The organism is Ferribacterium limneticum (assembly GCF_020510625.1).
GTDB classification, from domain to species: Bacteria; Pseudomonadota; Gammaproteobacteria; order Burkholderiales; family Rhodocyclaceae; genus Azonexus; species Azonexus limneticus_A.
On sequence record NZ_CP075191.1, the window covers coordinates 3,523,243 to 3,539,174 of the forward strand.

Sequence of the window (15,932 nt, forward strand, 5' to 3'; positions counted from 1 at the left end):
CGACACCCCATGCCCCTGCATCTTGCCATCAACGGCTATGGCCGTATCGGTCGCTGTTTCCTGCGGGCGCTGCTGGAATCCCCGGTCGCGCACAATCTCCAGGTCGTCGCCATCAACGAGCCGGCCAATCTGGAGAGCATGGCCTACCTGACACGTTTCGACTCGACGCACGGCCGCTTTCCCGGCAACGTCGAAGTCGCCGGCAACAAGCTGCTGATCGATGACCGGCCCGTTCGCGTCAGCCATGCCCGGACACCGGAAGACGCCGACTGGACCGGGATCGATCTGGTCGTGGAATGCTCAGGTATCTATGGTCGCCGTCCGGAACTTAGCCGTTTCCTCGATGCGGGCTGCTCGCGTCTGCTGTTGTCGCACCCCGGCTCCAGTGCCGAAGATGTCGATGCGACTATCGTTGCCGGCATCAACCAGAACACGCTGAGCGGCGACGAGCGCCTGGTTTCCGCGGCTTCGTGCACGACCAATGCCATCGTGCCGCTGCTCGACCTGCTCGACCGCGAAGTCGGTATCGAACAGGCCATGCTGACCACGCTGCATTCGGTCATGAACGACCAGCCGCTGATCGACGGCTATCACCACGATGACCTGCGCCGCACCCGCTCGGCCATGCAATCGATCATCCCGGTCTCGACCGGCCTGGCCCGCGGCGTCGAGCGCCTGCTGCCGCAACTGGCCGGCCGCGTCCAGGCCAAGGCCATCCGTGTGCCGACGACCAATGTCTCGGCCATCGACCTGACGATCAGCACTCAGCGCCCGGTTTCCGCCCACAGCATCAACGCCCTGCTGGCCAACGCCGCGCGGGGACCGCTGCAGAAACTGATCGCCTATTCCGAGGCTGCGCACGCCTCGATCGATTTCAACCACGACCCGCATTCGGCCATCGTCGATGGCAGCCAAACACGGACCAGCGGCACGCACCTGGTCAATCTGTTCGTCTGGTTCGACAACGAATGGGGCTTCGCCAACCGCATGCTCGAGGTCGCCGACCACTGGGCGCGCCGCTGGCCACAGAATCGCATTTAATCAAAACCAAGGAGATAGACATGAACGTTATCAAACTCACCGACCTCGACGTTTCCGGCAAGCGCGTTTTCATCCGCGCCGACTTGAATGTGCCACAGGACGAAGCCGGCAACATCACCGAAGACACCCGCATCCGTGCCTCGCTGCCGTCGATCAAGTATTGCCTGGAAAAGGGCGCTGCCGTGATGGTTACCTCCCACCTCGGCCGGCCGACCGAAGGCGAACTGAACGCCGAAGACAGCCTGACCCCGGTTGCCATCCGCCTTGGCCAGATGCTCAAGCAGCCGGTGCGCCTGATCACCGACTGGGTCGAGGGCAATTTCACGGTCAAGCCGGGCGAAGTCGTCCTGCTCGAAAACTGCCGCGTCAACAAGGGTGAAAAGAAGAACAATGACGAACTGGCCCAGAAGATGGCCAAGCTGTGCGACATCTACGTCAATGACGCTTTCGGCACGGCCCACCGCGCCGAAGCCACCACCCATGGCATCGCCAAATACGCCCCGGTCGCCTGTGCCGGCATGCTGATGGGCGCCGAAATCGATGCCCTCTCCAAGGCCCTGCACGAGCCGAAACGCCCGCTGGTCGCTATCGTCGGCGGCTCCAAGGTCTCCTCCAAGCTGACCATCCTCAAGTCGCTGGCCAGCAAGGTCGACCAGCTGATCGTTGGCGGCGGCATCGCCAACACCTTCCTGCTCGCCGACGGCAAGCGCATCGGCCACTCGCTGGCCGAGCCGGATCTCGTCAAGGAAGCCCACGCCATCATGGACATCATGAAAGAGCGCGGCGCCGAAGTGCCGCTGCCGACCGACGTCGTCGTTGCCGACGAAGTCTCCGCCCTGGCCCGCGCCAACAAGATTGCCGTCGAGGACGTGCACGCCAACGACCGCATTCTCGACATCGGCCCGAAGAGCGCAGCCAAGCTCGGCGAAATCATCGCCAACGCCGGCACCATCGTCTGGAACGGCCCGGTCGGCGTCTTTGAACTGCCGCAGTTTGCCGGCGGCACCAAGATGCTGGCCTCCGCCATCGCCCACTCCGAGGCCTTCTCGATCGCCGGCGGCGGTGACACCCTGGCCGCCATCGCCAAGTTCGACATTGCCCCACAGGTTGGCTACATCTCGACCGGCGGCGGCGCCTTCCTGGAATTCCTCGAAGGCAAGACCCTGCCGGCGATTGCCATCCTCGAAGAACGGGCGGCAGGGTAAGGAAAAATTCCGGGTTGACCTAACAACTGTCACGGCCAACCCGGAAAATCGGCCAAGAATTCAAATAACAATCAGGGATAGAGAAGACATGTCACGCCATACCAAGATCGTTGCCACGCTGGGCCCCGCCTCTTCGACGCCGGAAGTTCTCGACCGCATGGTCCTGGCCGGCATTGACGTCGTCCGGATGAATTTTTCGCACGGCACCGCCGATGACCACAGGGCGCGGGCCGAGGGCATTCGCGCGGCGGCGGCAAGACACGGGCGTACCGTTGGCATTCTTGGCGATCTGCAAGGCCCGAAGATTCGCGTCGGCAAGTTCGAGGCAGGCAAGATCACGCTCGTTCCCGGCGAGAAATTCATTCTTGACGCCCAGTGCACGATGGGCAATCAGGAACGTGCCGGCCTCGACTACAAGGATCTGCCGAAAGACGTTGTCAATGGCGACATCCTGCTCCTCGACGACGGCCGCCTGAAGCTCGAAGTGACCGGTGTGCGTGCCCACGAGATTCATACCCGCGTCATCGTCGGTGGCGAACTATCGAACAACAAGGGCATCAATCGCCAGGGTGGCGGCCTGACCGCGCCGGCGCTGACCGGCAAGGACATGGACGACATCAAGACCGCAGCCGACATCGGCGTCGATTTTGTGGCCGTCTCCTTCCCGAAGAGTGCCGCCGACATGTACATGGCCCGCCAGTTGCTGCGCGCCGCGGGCAGCACGGCCGTGCTGATCGCCAAGATCGAGCGCGTCGAAGCCATCACCAATCTCGAGGAAATCCTCGATGCTTCCGATGGCGTCATGGTCGCCCGCGGCGATCTGGCGGTCGAAGTCGGCGACGCCTCCGTCCCCGCGCTGCAGAAAAAGATGATCCGCATGGCGCGGGACAAGAACAAGCTGACCATCACTGCGACACAGATGATGGAGTCGATGATCTCCTCACCTGTGCCGACCCGCGCCGAAGTTTCCGACGTCGCCAACGCCGTACTCGACGGCACCGATGCGGTGATGCTGTCGGCCGAAACGGCGAGCGGCAAGTACCCGGTCGAAACCGTCGAATCGATGGCCCGCATCTGCGTTGAAGCCGAGCGCTCGGCCGAAGTCACGCTCGACCGCGAATTCCTCGACCGCATCTTCACACGCATCGACCAGTCGATCGCCATGGCGGCGATCTGGACGGCGCATCACCTCAAGGTCAAGGCCATCGCCGCCCTGACCCAGTCCGGCTCGACGGCGCTGTGGATGAGCCGGATGAACTGCGGCGTACCAATCTACGCGCTGACCCCCGATGCCGAATCGGTCGGCCGCATGGTGCTTTATCGCGGCGTTTCCCCGCTGCCGATGAAGCAGCAGCACACCGACCGCGACCGCCTGCTGGCTGAAGCCGAGCAACTTTTGATCGATCGCGGCGTCGTCGAAAAGGGCGACCTGATCGCCCTGACCATCGGTGAGCCGATCGGCACCACCGGCGGCACCAACACCCTGAAGATCGTCCGGGTCGGTGAGCATCAGCTCGACTAGGCGAGTAAAATAGACCAATCAGCTAAACACGTTAACGAACAGGAGTCACCATGCCGCTCGTATCCATGCGCCAACTGCTCGACCACGCCGCCGAAAACGGCTACGGTCTGCCCGCCTTCAACGTCAACAACATGGAACAGGTCTGGGCCATCATGGAAGCGGCCGCCCAGGTCGACGCTCCGGTCATCATGCAGGCCTCGGCCGGCGCCCGCAAATACGCCGGCGAGCCCTTCCTGCGCCACCAGATCCTGGCCGCCCTCGAAGCCTACCCCAACATCCCCATCGTCATGCACCAGGACCACGGCCAGAGCCCGTCCGTCTGCATGGGCGCCATCCGCTCCGGCTTCTCGTCGGTGATGATGGACGGCTCGCTGCTGGCTGATGGCAAGAGCGTCGCCAGCTACGAATACAACGTCGAAGTGACCCGCAAGGTGACCGAATTCGCCCACGCCATCGGCGTTTCCGTCGAAGGCGAGCTCGGTGTGCTCGGCTCGCTGGAAACCATGAAGGCCGACAAGGAAGACGGCCACGGCGCCGAAGGCCACATGACCCGTGAAGACCTGCTGACCGACGTCGAGCAGGCCGCCGACTTCGTCAAGCAGACCAACTGCGACGCGCTGGCCATCGCCATCGGTACCAGCCACGGCGCCTACAAGTTCACCAAGAAGCCGACCGGTGACATCCTCGCCATCGACCGCATCGCTGAAATTCACGCCCGCATCCCGAACACCCACCTCGTCATGCACGGTTCCTCTTCCGTGCCGCAGGAACTGCTGGCCGAAATCCGCGAATTCGGCGGCGACATGAAGGAAACCTACGGCGTGCCGGTCGAGGAAATCGTCAAGGGCATCAAGCACGGCGTGCGCAAGGTCAATATCGACACCGACATCCGCCTCGCCATGACCGGCGCCATCCGCCGTTACTTGGCCGAGCATCCGGACAAGTTCGATCCGCGCGACTACCTCAAGCCGGCCCGCGAAGCTGCCAAGAAGATCTGCCTAGCCCGTTTCGAAGCCTTTGGCACCGCCGGCAACGCCAGCAAGATCAAGGCCATCGGCCTCGACAAGATGGCCGAACGTTACGCCAAGGGCGAACTGAACCAGATCGTTCGCTGAGCCCTGCACTCAGCCACAAAAAAGGCCGCGTCATGCGGCCTTTTTGCTTTGAAGGCACCCTATTTAATCGCGGATACGCTCGAAGACCAGCGATGCCTTCTCGGCATGGTGATCGGGCTGCGGCTCAGCATCCATTTTGGTCAGCGACTGGGAAAAATAGGTTTCCCACTGGAATTCGGACAGTTCGACTTCCCGAACGTAGGTGACCCGCCGATCCAGCATCCGGCGCCTCTCCTTGAGCCCCTTGGGCGGGCCGTAGCTGTGCTTCCGTCGCTCACCCCGCTTGCGCCGCTCGCCGGTGTCGGTGAACTCCTTTTTCATGTCCTGCGGCAGCTCGGCACCGTGTTCGATCAGCAGGCGGACAATCCCGTCGTGCCTGGCCCTGGCCGCCATCCGAATCGGCGCGCCGGCACCGTGGGCGTTGGGTGACCGAATGTCGGCGCCGCGTCGCAACAACTCGACCACGATATCGGCATTTCCCTTGAAACAGGCCAAGCGAAGCGGCAGACCGCGGTCGCCGTGCACATCCGCATGTTCAATTTCTGCACCGGCATCAAGCGCCAACATGACAGCCGACAGGCTCCCTTGCTCGATGGCTTTTCGCAGTTCGCTATTCATTTAAATCGTCCAACCAGAGCTGGCTCGAAACGAGCCAAAATAATTCCCGAAGCATTGCTACACAACGCTTTAGCAGAGTATCCGGATTGCCGGTTTCACGATGTTAAATGCTTCACGAACCGATTGCCGGTTACTATCCGCTTTTGCCAAAAAGTCGAGAAGCCGTTCAGCAATGCGAAGCGAAGTCAAAGAAAAACCCATCTACGCCGTGGCGGCGGCCGTCCAGTTGCCGCACGTCAGCGATCTCGAATTCGAGGCCTCACTGGCCGAGTTGCGCGAACTGGCCAAGACACTGGGCTTCACGGTCATCCACACCTTCATCCAGAAACGGGCCGGCTTTGACGCGACGGGCTACCTGGGCATCGGCAAGCGGCAGGAAATCGAGCACTACGTTAACCACGAAGCCGAGTGCGAAATCGAGGCCATCCTCGTCGACCACGAAATTTCGCCATCGCAGGCGCGTAATCTCGAAAAGGAAACCGGCTGCGGGGTGATGGACCGCACCATGGTCATCCTCGAAATCTTCCACAACAACGCCCGCTCGCGCGCGGCCAAGGCGCAGGTGGAAATCGCCCGCCTCGGCTACATGGCGCCACGCCTGCGCGAAGCCGCCAAGCTGGCCGGGCCGCAGGGCCGCCAGCGCAGCGGCGTCGGCGGCCGGGGTGCCGGCGAATCGCACACCGAACTGGATCGTCGCAAGATTCGCGACCGCATCGCCGAACTGCAACTCGAAATCGTTGCCATGGATGCCGAGCGCCAGACCCAACGCGCCCGCCGGCATGAACGCCAGGGACTGGCCAGCGTCGCGCTGGTCGGCTACACCAATGCCGGCAAATCGACGCTGATGCGCGCCCTGACCGGCAGCGAGGTGCTGGTCGCCAACAAACTGTTCGCGACGCTCGACACCACGGTACGCACTCTGCACCCGGAAAGCATGCCGCGCGTGCTGGTCAGCGATACCGTCGGTTTCATCAAGAACCTGCCGCACGGCCTGGTCGCCTCATTCAAATCAACGCTCGACGAAGCGCTCGATGCCGGCCTGCTGCTGCATGTAATCGACGCCAGCGATCATGGCTTCGAACGTCAACTGGAAGTCACCGACAAGGTGCTGGAAGAGATCGGCGCCGACACCTTGCCGCGCCTGCGCATCTTCAACAAGATCGACCACGTGGGTGACGAGACGGCGCAGGCCGAATGCGAAGCCGCCCTGCGGGCAAACTACCCGGATTGCGTCGTGATGAGCGCCCGCCGTCCGGACGACGTGGCCAAACTGCGCCTGGCGATCATCGCCTTCTTCCAGCAAGGCCTGGTCGAAACCGAACTGTTGCTGCCGTGGTCAGCTCAGCAACTGCGCAAGGATATCTACGCCAGTTGCGAGGTGCTGGACGAGCGCGCCGATGAGGCTGGGGCTGTCTTCCATCTGCGTGGCGAACCGGAAACGCTGGACAAGCTGCGCGAACGGTTCGCTTCGACTGGCCCCCAATAGCTCGCCAACCAGCTCGAATCAGCGCACCTGGAACACCCGCGCATCGTTACGCACCCGATAGGTCGAGGTGATGGCGGTCATGTAGTTTTCGCGCTCGGTGCCGTCGTCGTCCTTGAGCACGGCGCGGCAGTTGAAGGTGGCGTTGACGTAGTTCTGGGTGACGTCGCTGGAATTTAGTCTCGAGCTGATGCCATCCACTGTCACCTCGTAGAACACCCAGTTGGCCGGCACATCGACCCAGCGTTTGACGCGGCTTTCGGTCGAGTGCAGGTGGCGGCTGTTGGCGTTGCCGGTGATCGGGAACAGGTTGGTGGCGTCGCCGACGCCGCCGATGTGCTCGTTAAGCAGGTGGCCACGGATGTATTTATCGGGGCTGGATTCGCCGGGATCGGTTTCGAGCTTGCTCATCAGCGTGCGTTGCGCGCCAGAGCGTGGCGGACTGCCGGGGTGGCTTTCGCGCCAGGCATGGTTCAGCCAGTCGATGGTCATGCCGACGCCAACCGTATCGCCGCCGAGCGATCGGGTGCGCGGCTGGTAGCGGGTGACGCGCGGCGTCGAGGGATCGTCGAAGATGCCGAACAGGGTGCGCAGGTTGGTAACGACGATGGGGTCGTCGGCATTGGCGCGCAGGGCTGTTCGGGTGGTGCCGATCAGCGGGATGGCGTTGCGCTTGCGGGCCGGAGCATTGGCGATGTTGGCCGCAGCAAGAAAACGGTCGAGGCGTGTTTCGACTGGCTGCGGATCGCGGCTGGCGACCATCGGGCGCGGATTCCGTTCATCGCCGACAAAATAAACCTCGTGGCTTTCGCCGCCGGCGGTGCGGAAGGGTTTGCGCTGCCGCCACCATTCGGCGACGCGCCCGGCCGCGCTGCGGGCGGCGGTCATGAAACGCCGGCCAAGATTGACGATCCATGCCACCACGCGGTCCAGCGCCCGATCAATGGGCGCGCGGATGCGGTTGATGATATTGGTCACCGCATCGCTGACCCGGCCAAGGCCGACCAGACGGGCAAGGAAGCTGATGACAAGCGTCAGCAGACCGGCCATGGTCTGCTCGACGCGGTTGGCGGCGGCCGCGATGACGCCGCCGGCAATGGCGGCAATCGAATCGATGAAGGCGGCCGCCACCAGGGCGATCTGGCGCAGGCGTTCGACGAAGAACATCACCGTGTTATAGATGGCGATGATGGCCTGAATGAAGGCGCCGGCCGGATTCAGCATGCTGACCAGCCGGGTCACGGCGGCCATCACGATGTTGTTCTGGACGAAGGCCATGATCTGCTCCATGACCATTTCGCGCAGGTTGGAGAGGCTTTCGCGGATGCGCTCCCAGGCGGCGGCCGGCCCATCGCGAACCAGCGTGACGACGATATCGAAACCGGTTTCCATGGCATTGACCGCTGTTTCGCCGACGGCACGGACCAGCTTGCTGCGAATGTTCTGCCAGGTCAGTCCGAGCACGCTGAGCACGAACTTGATGATCTCCTGCAAGGTCAGCGCCTGCGGAATGTAGATATTGGCGCCGCCCATCGCCCCGGTCAGCCAGCCGATCAGCGCCGCGCGCAGGTGGGTCAGGATGTTGCTGGCGAACTGGCGGAAGCCCTGAATGGCGGCGCGGACCAGATTGCGGACAAAATTGACCGGGTTGGCGACGATGGTCCGGAAGGCCCCGGCGGCCCGGCGGATGTAGGGCATCACGGCCGGGGCCACGACATCGAAGATGATTTCGAGCAGGCTCATCACCTGCGCACCGGCCCAGCCGACGAAGCGCCCGGCGAAATCGCCGAAGACGCGGACGATGCGCCCGAAAGTCTGGACCGGTGTCAGCAGGTCGTTGATACCGAGGCTGCGCAGGGTATCCATGAACAGCCCGGGCAAGGCAGTGACGAAGCCCATCAGGCCGGCCAGCGCGCCCTGGAACCAGGCCATCGCCCGCGGCACGGCACGGCTTTCCTGCAAATTGCGCCAGACCTCTTCCTGACCGATCAGGCGCATGAAACCGCCGATCAGCGTTTCCGCCGTGCGTGGCACCGCGTCGCCGGTGATCGGGTTGCGACCGAGTACGGCGCAGAGCAGATCCCAGCCGCGCGTCCCTTGCGCCAGACCGGCCAGCGGCCGCAGCACGGCATCGCGGATGAACTGGAGGATGCCGGAGACCAGGTTGCCGACAAAGCTGGTGATGCGCGCGATTGGTTCGGTAACGATGCGCTTGGCGCGTTCCCAGACGCCGCCGAGGTCGAAAATATCGGTCCAGCTCAGCGAGTCGAGGAAGCGGTCGACGGCCTGCCGGATACTGCTGGCGACCAGCCCGAGGCTGTTCATCTGCTGCTGCACCCAGCCGGCAACGCGGTCGATGATGCCGTAGCCATCCAGCGCCCGGGTGATCAGCGCGCCGCCCGGCATCAGCTCGACGACAGCGCGCAACAGGTTGCCCGGCGAGCGGTCGACGGCCCGCATGTTGATCGGATTGACGCCGAGCACCAGCGTGAACATCCGGAAGCCGGGGATGAAATTGGCGTGCTCGGCAAAGTAATTGAGTGCGTCGCCGAGGCCAAGCCGCTGCACGGCCGGGGCGCTGCGCTCGACGACCCGCGGGGCCGGGCTGCGCTGGATCTGCCTTTGAGCTTGCGGTGCGGCGCCCTGCTGGATGGTGTGGGTCAGTTCGTGAGCGATCAGCTCGCGGCCTTCGCCGCTACCCGGGTTGAACTGGCCGGCGCCGAAATGGATCTGGTTGCCGACCGTGAAGGCCGCCGCGTTGAGGGCACTGCTGGCCTGCGCGGCGCGGGCATCGCGATGGATGCGCACGGCGCTGAAATCGGCGCCAAAGCGCAACTCCATGTCCTGGCGAACCGCCTCGGGCAGCGGCTCGCCACCGCTGGACGTTGGTTTGGCGGCCGTTTGCTGCGGCCGGGTGGGCGCGGCAACCGCCGGCCCGCGCACCGGATTGGCCCGATGCAGCGTCGGCGGACTGACCACGCTGGCCGGCCGCGCTGCCGCAGTCGCCGGCATGCTGACGATGCTGCGCGCGACGTGCCGGGCCTCGACCTCGGCCGCATCGCCGGGTGTAGAAACGCGCAGGCTCTGGCACTGGACGCGGGTCGGCGTGGACTGCAAAACCACCGGCTCGGCCACCTTGACCGCAGCCGCCGGCATCGGTGGCGACGGGCGATTGACGAGGCGGGCGGCGGCTTCCATGGCGTTCGGCTTAGTCGGGAGCGGGCGTGGGCGCGGTCAAGGCAGTGAAGGCAGGCAGGTGGCGCATGTCCTGTCCGGGCTCAGAAACCCCGGCCCTCCTTGAGCAATTCGCGACGCAGGCCATCGTCGATGTCGTCGGTCGCTAGCCGGCGGTCGCCACGGACCAGCGAACGCAGCGCGGCGTAGCGGATGACGTTGATGATGGTGCCGCCGGAAACCTCGTACTTTTCGGCCAGCCGGACGAAGTCGAGATCGCCATCACGTTCCAGCAGGGCCGGTATCGACTCGGTCCACAACCGGTAGCGCTCCTCGACGGCCGGCATCGGGAAGGCGACCACCGACTGGAAGCGCCGGGTAAAGGCATCGTCGATATTGCCGCGCAGGTTGGACGACAGAATGACGACGCCGGGGAAATCCTCGATGCGTTGCAGCAGGTAGCTGACCTCCTGGTTGGCGTAGCGGTCGTGGGCGCTATCGACGCGGGTGCGCTGGCCGAACAGGGCGTCGGCTTCGTCGAAGAACAGGATCCAGCCCCGCTGTTCGGCTAGATCAAAGACACGGGCGAGGTTCTTTTCGGTCTCGCCGATGTACTTGGAAACGACCATCGACAGGTCGACGCGATGCACCTCGCGCTCGCACAGCTTGCCGAGCAGGCAGGCCGACAGGGTCTTGCCGGTGCCCGGCGGGCCGTAGAACAGGCAGGTGTAACCGGGGCGCATGCGGGCAGCCATGCCCAGCGTGTGCAACAGGGTGTCGCCGTGAGCCAGCCAGTCGCGCACTTCTTCGAGCTGGGCCAGGGTTGCCGGCGGCAGCACGAGATCGGCCCAGGCCAGGCCGGTCGTCACCCGTTGCGCCGGCAGGGCATCGGCCTCGCCGCCTGGCGCATCGAGACCGAACAGGGCGAGCAATGCGGGCGCCGGTTGCAGGCGGGCGGCGAGCATGCCTTCACCGGGAGGCGGGGCCAGGGGCAGCAACACATCGCCGGAGAGCAGGCTTTCGCGCTCAGCGAGCAGGTGGATGACACGCAGACGCTCCGCCAGGTGATCACCGGCCAGCAGGAAACAGGCCGTCTCGCCGGTCGGGATGAAATGCCCGGATGAAGCCCCCTGCACGCCGCCGAATTCGCTGTAGCCGCGCTGGTTGGCGGGATTGCGCGCCCACAGCACGTCGAGCAGTTGCGGCCGGAGCGACGGTGCCAGGGCAAGCAGCAGCACCGCCCGCTCGTCGGCCGTCAAGGCGTGGCGGCGCAGGAACTCGGCATAGGGCGAAGGGCTGTCATCGAGCAGCGGCGGCGGACGCTCGCCGGGCAGGGCCGGGCAGGCCGGCTTTTCGGCAAAGTAGGTATCGAGGCGATACTGCAACAAGGCCGCCAGCCAGGCCAGGTCGGCTTCGACATCGCGGGCGGTGGCGTTCAGGTGCTCAGCCATTCGGTGTGGAGACAGCCAGGCATCCAGGGCAGGCGAATGATGGACAAGCCCCAGGGCAGGCGGTCGAGCAGGAGGTCGAAGGTTTCGCCTTGCGGCCGCAACAGCCAGCCGTCAGGCGCCGGATAAAGCAGGCCACCGCGTTGCAGGAAGGCGACGCGCAGGCCATCGATGCTGGTCTGGCCGAGTGCCGACCAGTGCTGGACGACGGCGCCGAGCAGGGCCTCGCCCTCTTCCCGCTCGGCATCGCCGATCAGGCCGGCGGCTACCGGCAGCGGGGTGTCCGGCGGCAGGCCGAGCAGCAGCTTGGCGGTGCCGAGTTCGAATTCGAAAGGCTCGTCGCGGCCGGTGGCCAGCCAGTTGAGCAAGGCGGCGGCATGCGGCAACCTGGCCCAAGGAAAAGGCTCGCCCGGCGGATGGCTGGCGCTGATCCAGCCGAGTGCGGCAAAAAGGCGCGGCAGGTAGGGATGGAGCAGGATCAGGCCGGCCGAGCGGAGCGGCAGGCCAAGGGCCTGCTCACGGTCGACTGAAAAATTCGCCGATTTTTCGAATCTCCCCGCATCCGGTGCCGGCTGGCTAAGCTCGTTTGTTGCCGTGCTCCGGCCGCTAGTGTCCGGATCAAGCGTTGGCAACCCGCTCTCGCCGCCGAGCCAGCTTTCGATTTTCAGCCAGTTTTTCCGGTCGACCACGGCAAACGTTTCCAGCTGCCCGGCGCAGGTCTGGGCGACCCGCAAACACTCGCTGCGATGGCCGGAAGAACGCGCCGAGTCGGCCGACAGGGCCAGCAAGCCGAGCGCCTGCAGACGCAGCGCATGGTCGGCCGGGCGCGTCGCCGCCATCTGGCGCAGCATGCCCAGCCGGGCCGGCGATTCGCCGTCGTGGGCTTCGGCCAGACGGGCGGCGAAATCCCACCAGCGCAGGCGGTCGGCGACATCGAGTAGTTGCAGAAAGCGGAAGAAGGCATCGGCCCGCGCTTCTCCGCCGGCTGGCAGATCGGCCATCAGACAGGGCCAGGCGGCGGCCGGTGAGGCGCTCCACTGGCGGGCTTCTTCGGCCAGTTGCTGCTGCAGTTCGGACTGCTCGCGATCGGCATCGAACCAGTCGACCTGGCCGCTGCCCAGGTAGCGGCGCAATCGGTCGCCGGGCGTCAGGCTGCGCGGTATGGCAGCCGGCCCTGACGGCGATGCTTCGACGGCCTCGGCCAGCGCCTGACGGGCCGCCTCGGCCAGCCTGGCCGGCAACTCTTCGGCCAGCCGCTCGGGCGATGAAATGCGGATAGCCAGTTCGAGACGCGGCAAATGGATTTCCCGCTCGCCGTTGTCGAGCGCGGCAAAGGCGCTTTCCAGCGCCGGCAACAGGCTGAGTTCGTTCTCCTGCCGCAGGGCCGTGCGCACTGCAAAGGCATCGGCCGGGCTGGCAGTGCGAACCTGCCAGCGCTGGCGACGGATGCGGTGCGTTGCGCTCATGAGGGTGCCTCGTTCAGCCGATACGGATGCCAACCTTGTTCATCATCTGCTCGGCGACCATGGCCGAACTGCCGGTCGGCACCTTGTTGGCGGCGATGGCCGTTTCCTTGAGGTTGGTCTGCAGCCTGGCGCTGGCATCCTTGTCGGTGACCAGATTGACGGCCGAACCGACCGTCTCGTAAACCGCCGCCTTGTCGGCTTCGAAGCGCACGGTTTCCGGTGCGGCAACGGCAAAGTATTCGACCGTCGTGCCGACCGAAACAGCCAATTGGGCCTCGACCACCTTGGCCTGTTCGAGTGCCTTTTCGCGCGTTGCCGGCGTCATCCGGTCGTCGCCGGCCACTTCGCGCAGACCCTTGATCTGCTCCTGCTGAGACTTGACGATGGCCAGCATCTGTTCCATGTACTTGTCGCCGGTCGCTGCCTTGACGCCATCGTTTGCCACGGTGGCCTTGGAGGTCTTCAGCACCTCGCCGAGGCTGCCGAGCGAGGTCTGGAAGAACTTGCTGTAGTTTTCCTGAATCTTGATCTCGGGTGCGATCTTGGTCACCTTGAAGTCATCGAAGCTGAGGTCGAGCGGCTTGATGAACTTGATCGGCACCAGATCCTTGGGCAGACGCAGGTTGATGTCGGGCAGCGTCAGTAGCGGCTCGTCGAAATCGCTCTCGTCGTTGTCGTCGATCCAGTAGGGCAGCATCAGGTCGCCGATGACCACGCCGGCATCGTTGTAGACCAGCACGAAGGTACCGCCGGGCACGACGCCGCCAGCATGCTCGAGACCCGGATGCTCGTTGAGCATGTTGGTCAGCAGCAGCTTGTCCTTCTGGTCGTCCTCGCGTTTTTTCAGGATGTCGCCCAGCCAGTCCACCCACAGGTGGCTCTTCGAGCCGGCAAAGGCGTCAAGCGGCGAGATGATGTCGTTGCGCGTGACCGGGCCGATATTGGCCTTGGCGCCGGCAGCGCTGACCACGACACTGCTCAGGCGCTCGCGCAAGGGGCTGGCCTGCGCGACAAAGGCCTTGTAGCTGCGCGCCGCCAGCGGCCCCGGCTGCGTGGCACTGCCGACCAGATCCTGATCGGCCAGTTCGAGCTGGGCCTTGGCGTTTTCGAGCGGTTTCGCATAGTCGATATTGAGCGCCGGCTGCGGCGTGAATGCCCCACCCGCCTTGACCTTGAGATCCTCGTCGCGCGCCCAGTTGATCTGGGCTGTTTTGACATCGGCCACCAACCGGCCGCTGTAGGCAATGTTGTCCTTGAGGTGGCTGGTCAGGTCCTGGCGCAGCAGGTAGTGCAGGCTGTGCAGGCTGGTTTTCTTGAACTTCGGGCCACGGATGATCCATTGCCGCTGGTTGTGGGTCAGCGCACTGATCACCGAAATTGGCAGGTTGCGCTGGCGAACCAGTTTTTCGATGGCAGGTTCGGCGACGTCGGCCTTGAGGCCAAGGAAGCCCTCGATGCGATAGAAATCGTTGCTGCCCTGATCGGTCTGGAAGGGATCGGGCAACTGCTTTTCGGCCGCTGGCGGCTCGGGCAGGAAGGGCTTCAGGTCTGTGGCCTGCGTCCAGTGGTAGCCGGTGTTGTCCTCGCTCTCGCCGCGTTGCCGGCGGGTATCGTTCCACAGTTCGCGCAGGCTGGCGTCGGCCTTGTAATAGACCGGGATGGCCCGTTCGTCGAGCGCCGTACTCTCGCGCCGGCTAGGGATGATCTTGGGGATCTGCGCCTTGGGCAGTTCGAAGGCTTCGAGCAACAGGGAAAACTTTCGCATCAGCAGGATCACGCGCTGCCGTTCGACCATGCCGCCGGCCAGCCACGGCGCCGGGTAGCAGCCAGTACGATCGACCGCCGGATCGGCCAGCGCACCGAGCAGCAGATGCTTGGAAAAGGCCTCGCTGGCCGGGCATAGCACACCGTCGTCGGCGAACAGGGCGGCGCGCAGGTCGTTCCAGACCGCCACCAGATCCTTGGCATGGTCGTGGAAATACTGGATGCCGCCGACCGTGCCGGGCAAGGCCTGCAGACGCTTGTCCAGGCCAGCCGCCCAGCCAACCGGGCTGGGCAAGCCGAGGGCGGCACCATCGCCGATCCGGTCGATCAGTTGCTTTACTGCCCCGTACAGTGCCTTGAAGCTGCTGTTCGCGGCCGTGCGATAACGGGCGGCGAACAGTTCGGCCGAGGTGACATCGACCTTGGCATCGCTGCCGGTGCCGAGGTCGACACGGCTGGCGCGGACCCGCGGCAACGCCTGAGCCAGCTCGGCGCCAGTGCTGAATCTTGCAGCCAACCCGATTTTTCCGGCAATTTCGCGATTGATCAGCAGCAGACGCTGGGTGTTGCGGGCGGTGCGGCCACGGTTGTCACAATCACCACCGGTGCACAGGTCGGGGTCGTTTTCGTAGCTTTCCATGAAAGCGACAGCCACCATTTTTTCCAGCGATTCGGGCATTTCGGCCAGCGGCTTGCCCTCACGCTTGTCGTCGGCAGCCAGCAATTCAATCAGCGGCAACATCTTCTCGCCGTCGTAGAACAAATCGTAGGCCGGGGCGCTTTCGTCGTAGGTCAGCCAGCGGTCGAAAACCGTGTCGGCGGACAGGCCGATCAGGTCACCATCGCTGGTGACGCCAACGCCCTTGCTGACAACCAGTTGCTCCTTGCCAAGCGACGGCCACAGGCCGCCGACAATGCCGATGCCGAGCAGTTGCGTGCGCGTCAGGCGACTCTGGTCGTCGAGGTATTCGACCACACTGTTCAGTTGCGTCTCGGTCAGCACCTGATCGCGCTCGAACACGGCGTAATCGGTGGTGACTTCGTTGAGGCGGCGGATGATCTTGAGCGGTTCGGCCATGGTCGTGCTCCCGGACTA

10 protein-coding genes are annotated in these 15,932 nt (G+C 64.5%); 5 read left to right on the forward strand and 5 right to left on the reverse strand.

Features of this window, described 5'->3' with window-relative positions; genetic code table 11:
• Positions 1-9: 9 nt before the first annotated feature.
• The 4 genes from KI617_RS16945 to fba all read left to right on the forward strand — a co-directional run bounded on the left by KI617_RS16945 (position 10) and on the right by fba (position 4,883).
• Complete coding sequence (locus KI617_RS16945) at positions 10-1,041, forward strand: type I glyceraldehyde-3-phosphate dehydrogenase (RefSeq protein ID WP_226448264.1); 1,032 nt, start codon at positions 10-12, stop codon at positions 1,039-1,041.
• A 20-nt stretch (positions 1,042-1,061) separates the two neighbouring features.
• The gene (locus KI617_RS16950; RefSeq protein ID WP_226448266.1) at positions 1,062-2,246 is read left to right on the forward strand and encodes a phosphoglycerate kinase; all 1,185 of its coding nucleotides are present in this window, start codon (positions 1,062-1,064) and stop codon (positions 2,244-2,246) included.
• A gap of 88 nt (positions 2,247-2,334) precedes the next feature.
• Complete coding sequence (pyk, locus tag KI617_RS16955; RefSeq protein ID WP_226448268.1) at positions 2,335-3,768, forward strand: pyruvate kinase; 1,434 nt, start codon at positions 2,335-2,337, stop codon at positions 3,766-3,768.
• Positions 3,769-3,818: 50 nt separating this feature from the next.
• Positions 3,819-4,883 carry a class II fructose-bisphosphate aldolase gene (gene fba, locus KI617_RS16960; protein ID WP_226448270.1) on the forward strand — a complete coding sequence of 355 codons (1,065 nt, stop codon included), beginning with the start codon at positions 3,819-3,821 and terminating at the stop codon, positions 4,881-4,883.
• A gap of 63 nt (positions 4,884-4,946) precedes the next feature.
• Here fba and KI617_RS16965 read toward each other — a convergent pair whose 3' ends face one another.
• On the reverse strand, positions 4,947-5,501 hold the full coding sequence (locus KI617_RS16965) for an ankyrin repeat domain-containing protein (protein ID WP_226448272.1): 555 nt from the start codon (positions 5,499-5,501) through the stop codon (positions 4,947-4,949).
• A gap of 172 nt (positions 5,502-5,673) precedes the next feature.
• Between KI617_RS16965 and hflX the strand changes: the two genes are divergently transcribed.
• Positions 5,674-6,987 carry a GTPase HflX gene (hflX, locus tag KI617_RS16970; protein WP_226448274.1) on the forward strand — a complete coding sequence of 438 codons (1,314 nt, stop codon included), beginning with the start codon at positions 5,674-5,676 and terminating at the stop codon, positions 6,985-6,987.
• 18 nt (positions 6,988-7,005) lie between these two features.
• On the opposite strand, the gene KI617_RS16975 is transcribed toward hflX, so the two are convergent.
• The 4 genes from KI617_RS16975 to KI617_RS16990 all read right to left on the reverse strand — a co-directional run bounded on the left by KI617_RS16975 (position 7,006) and on the right by KI617_RS16990 (position 15,914).
• Positions 7,006-10,182: an eCIS core domain-containing protein gene (locus tag KI617_RS16975; protein ID WP_226448276.1), complete on the reverse strand. Its 3,177-nt coding sequence runs from the start codon at positions 10,180-10,182 to the stop codon at positions 7,006-7,008.
• Positions 10,183-10,262: 80 nt separating this feature from the next.
• Complete coding sequence (locus tag KI617_RS16980) at positions 10,263-11,609, reverse strand: ATP-binding protein (protein WP_226448278.1); 1,347 nt, start codon at positions 11,607-11,609, stop codon at positions 10,263-10,265.
• A complete protein-coding gene (locus KI617_RS16985; RefSeq protein WP_226448280.1) occupies positions 11,594-13,072 on the reverse strand; it encodes a contractile injection system tape measure protein in 1,479 nt (492 codons plus the stop codon). Before KI617_RS16985 ends, KI617_RS16980 begins: the two co-directional genes overlap by 16 nt.
• Positions 13,073-13,085: 13 nt before the next feature.
• Positions 13,086-15,914 (reverse strand): hypothetical protein, encoded by a 2,829-nt coding sequence (locus KI617_RS16990; protein WP_226448281.1) that lies wholly within the window; start codon positions 15,912-15,914, stop codon positions 13,086-13,088.
• Positions 15,915-15,932: the final 18 nt, after the last annotated feature.

Bases quoted from the DNA above. Each gene is read 5' to 3' on its own strand.
- KI617_RS16945 (WP_226448264.1), top strand. From the start codon at position 10: ATGCCCCTGCATCTTGCCATCAACGGCTATGGCCGTATCGGTCGCTGT.
- KI617_RS16950 (WP_226448266.1), top strand. From the start codon at position 1,062: ATGAACGTTATCAAACTCACCGACCTCGACGTTTCCGGCAAGCGCGTT.
- pyk (WP_226448268.1), top strand. From the start codon at position 2,335: ATGTCACGCCATACCAAGATCGTTGCCACGCTGGGCCCCGCCTCTTCG.
- fba (WP_226448270.1), top strand. From the start codon at position 3,819: ATGCCGCTCGTATCCATGCGCCAACTGCTCGACCACGCCGCCGAAAAC.
- KI617_RS16965 (WP_226448272.1), bottom strand. From the start codon at position 5,501: ATGAATAGCGAACTGCGAAAAGCCATCGAGCAAGGGAGCCTGTCGGCT.
- hflX (WP_226448274.1), top strand. From the start codon at position 5,674: ATGCGAAGCGAAGTCAAAGAAAAACCCATCTACGCCGTGGCGGCGGCC.
- KI617_RS16975 (WP_226448276.1), bottom strand. From the start codon at position 10,182: ATGGAAGCCGCCGCCCGCCTCGTCAATCGCCCGTCGCCACCGATGCCG.
- KI617_RS16980 (WP_226448278.1), bottom strand. From the start codon at position 11,609: ATGGCTGAGCACCTGAACGCCACCGCCCGCGATGTCGAAGCCGACCTG.
- KI617_RS16985 (WP_226448280.1), bottom strand. From the start codon at position 13,072: ATGAGCGCAACGCACCGCATCCGTCGCCAGCGCTGGCAGGTTCGCACT.
- KI617_RS16990 (WP_226448281.1), bottom strand. From the start codon at position 15,914: ATGGCCGAACCGCTCAAGATCATCCGCCGCCTCAACGAAGTCACCACC.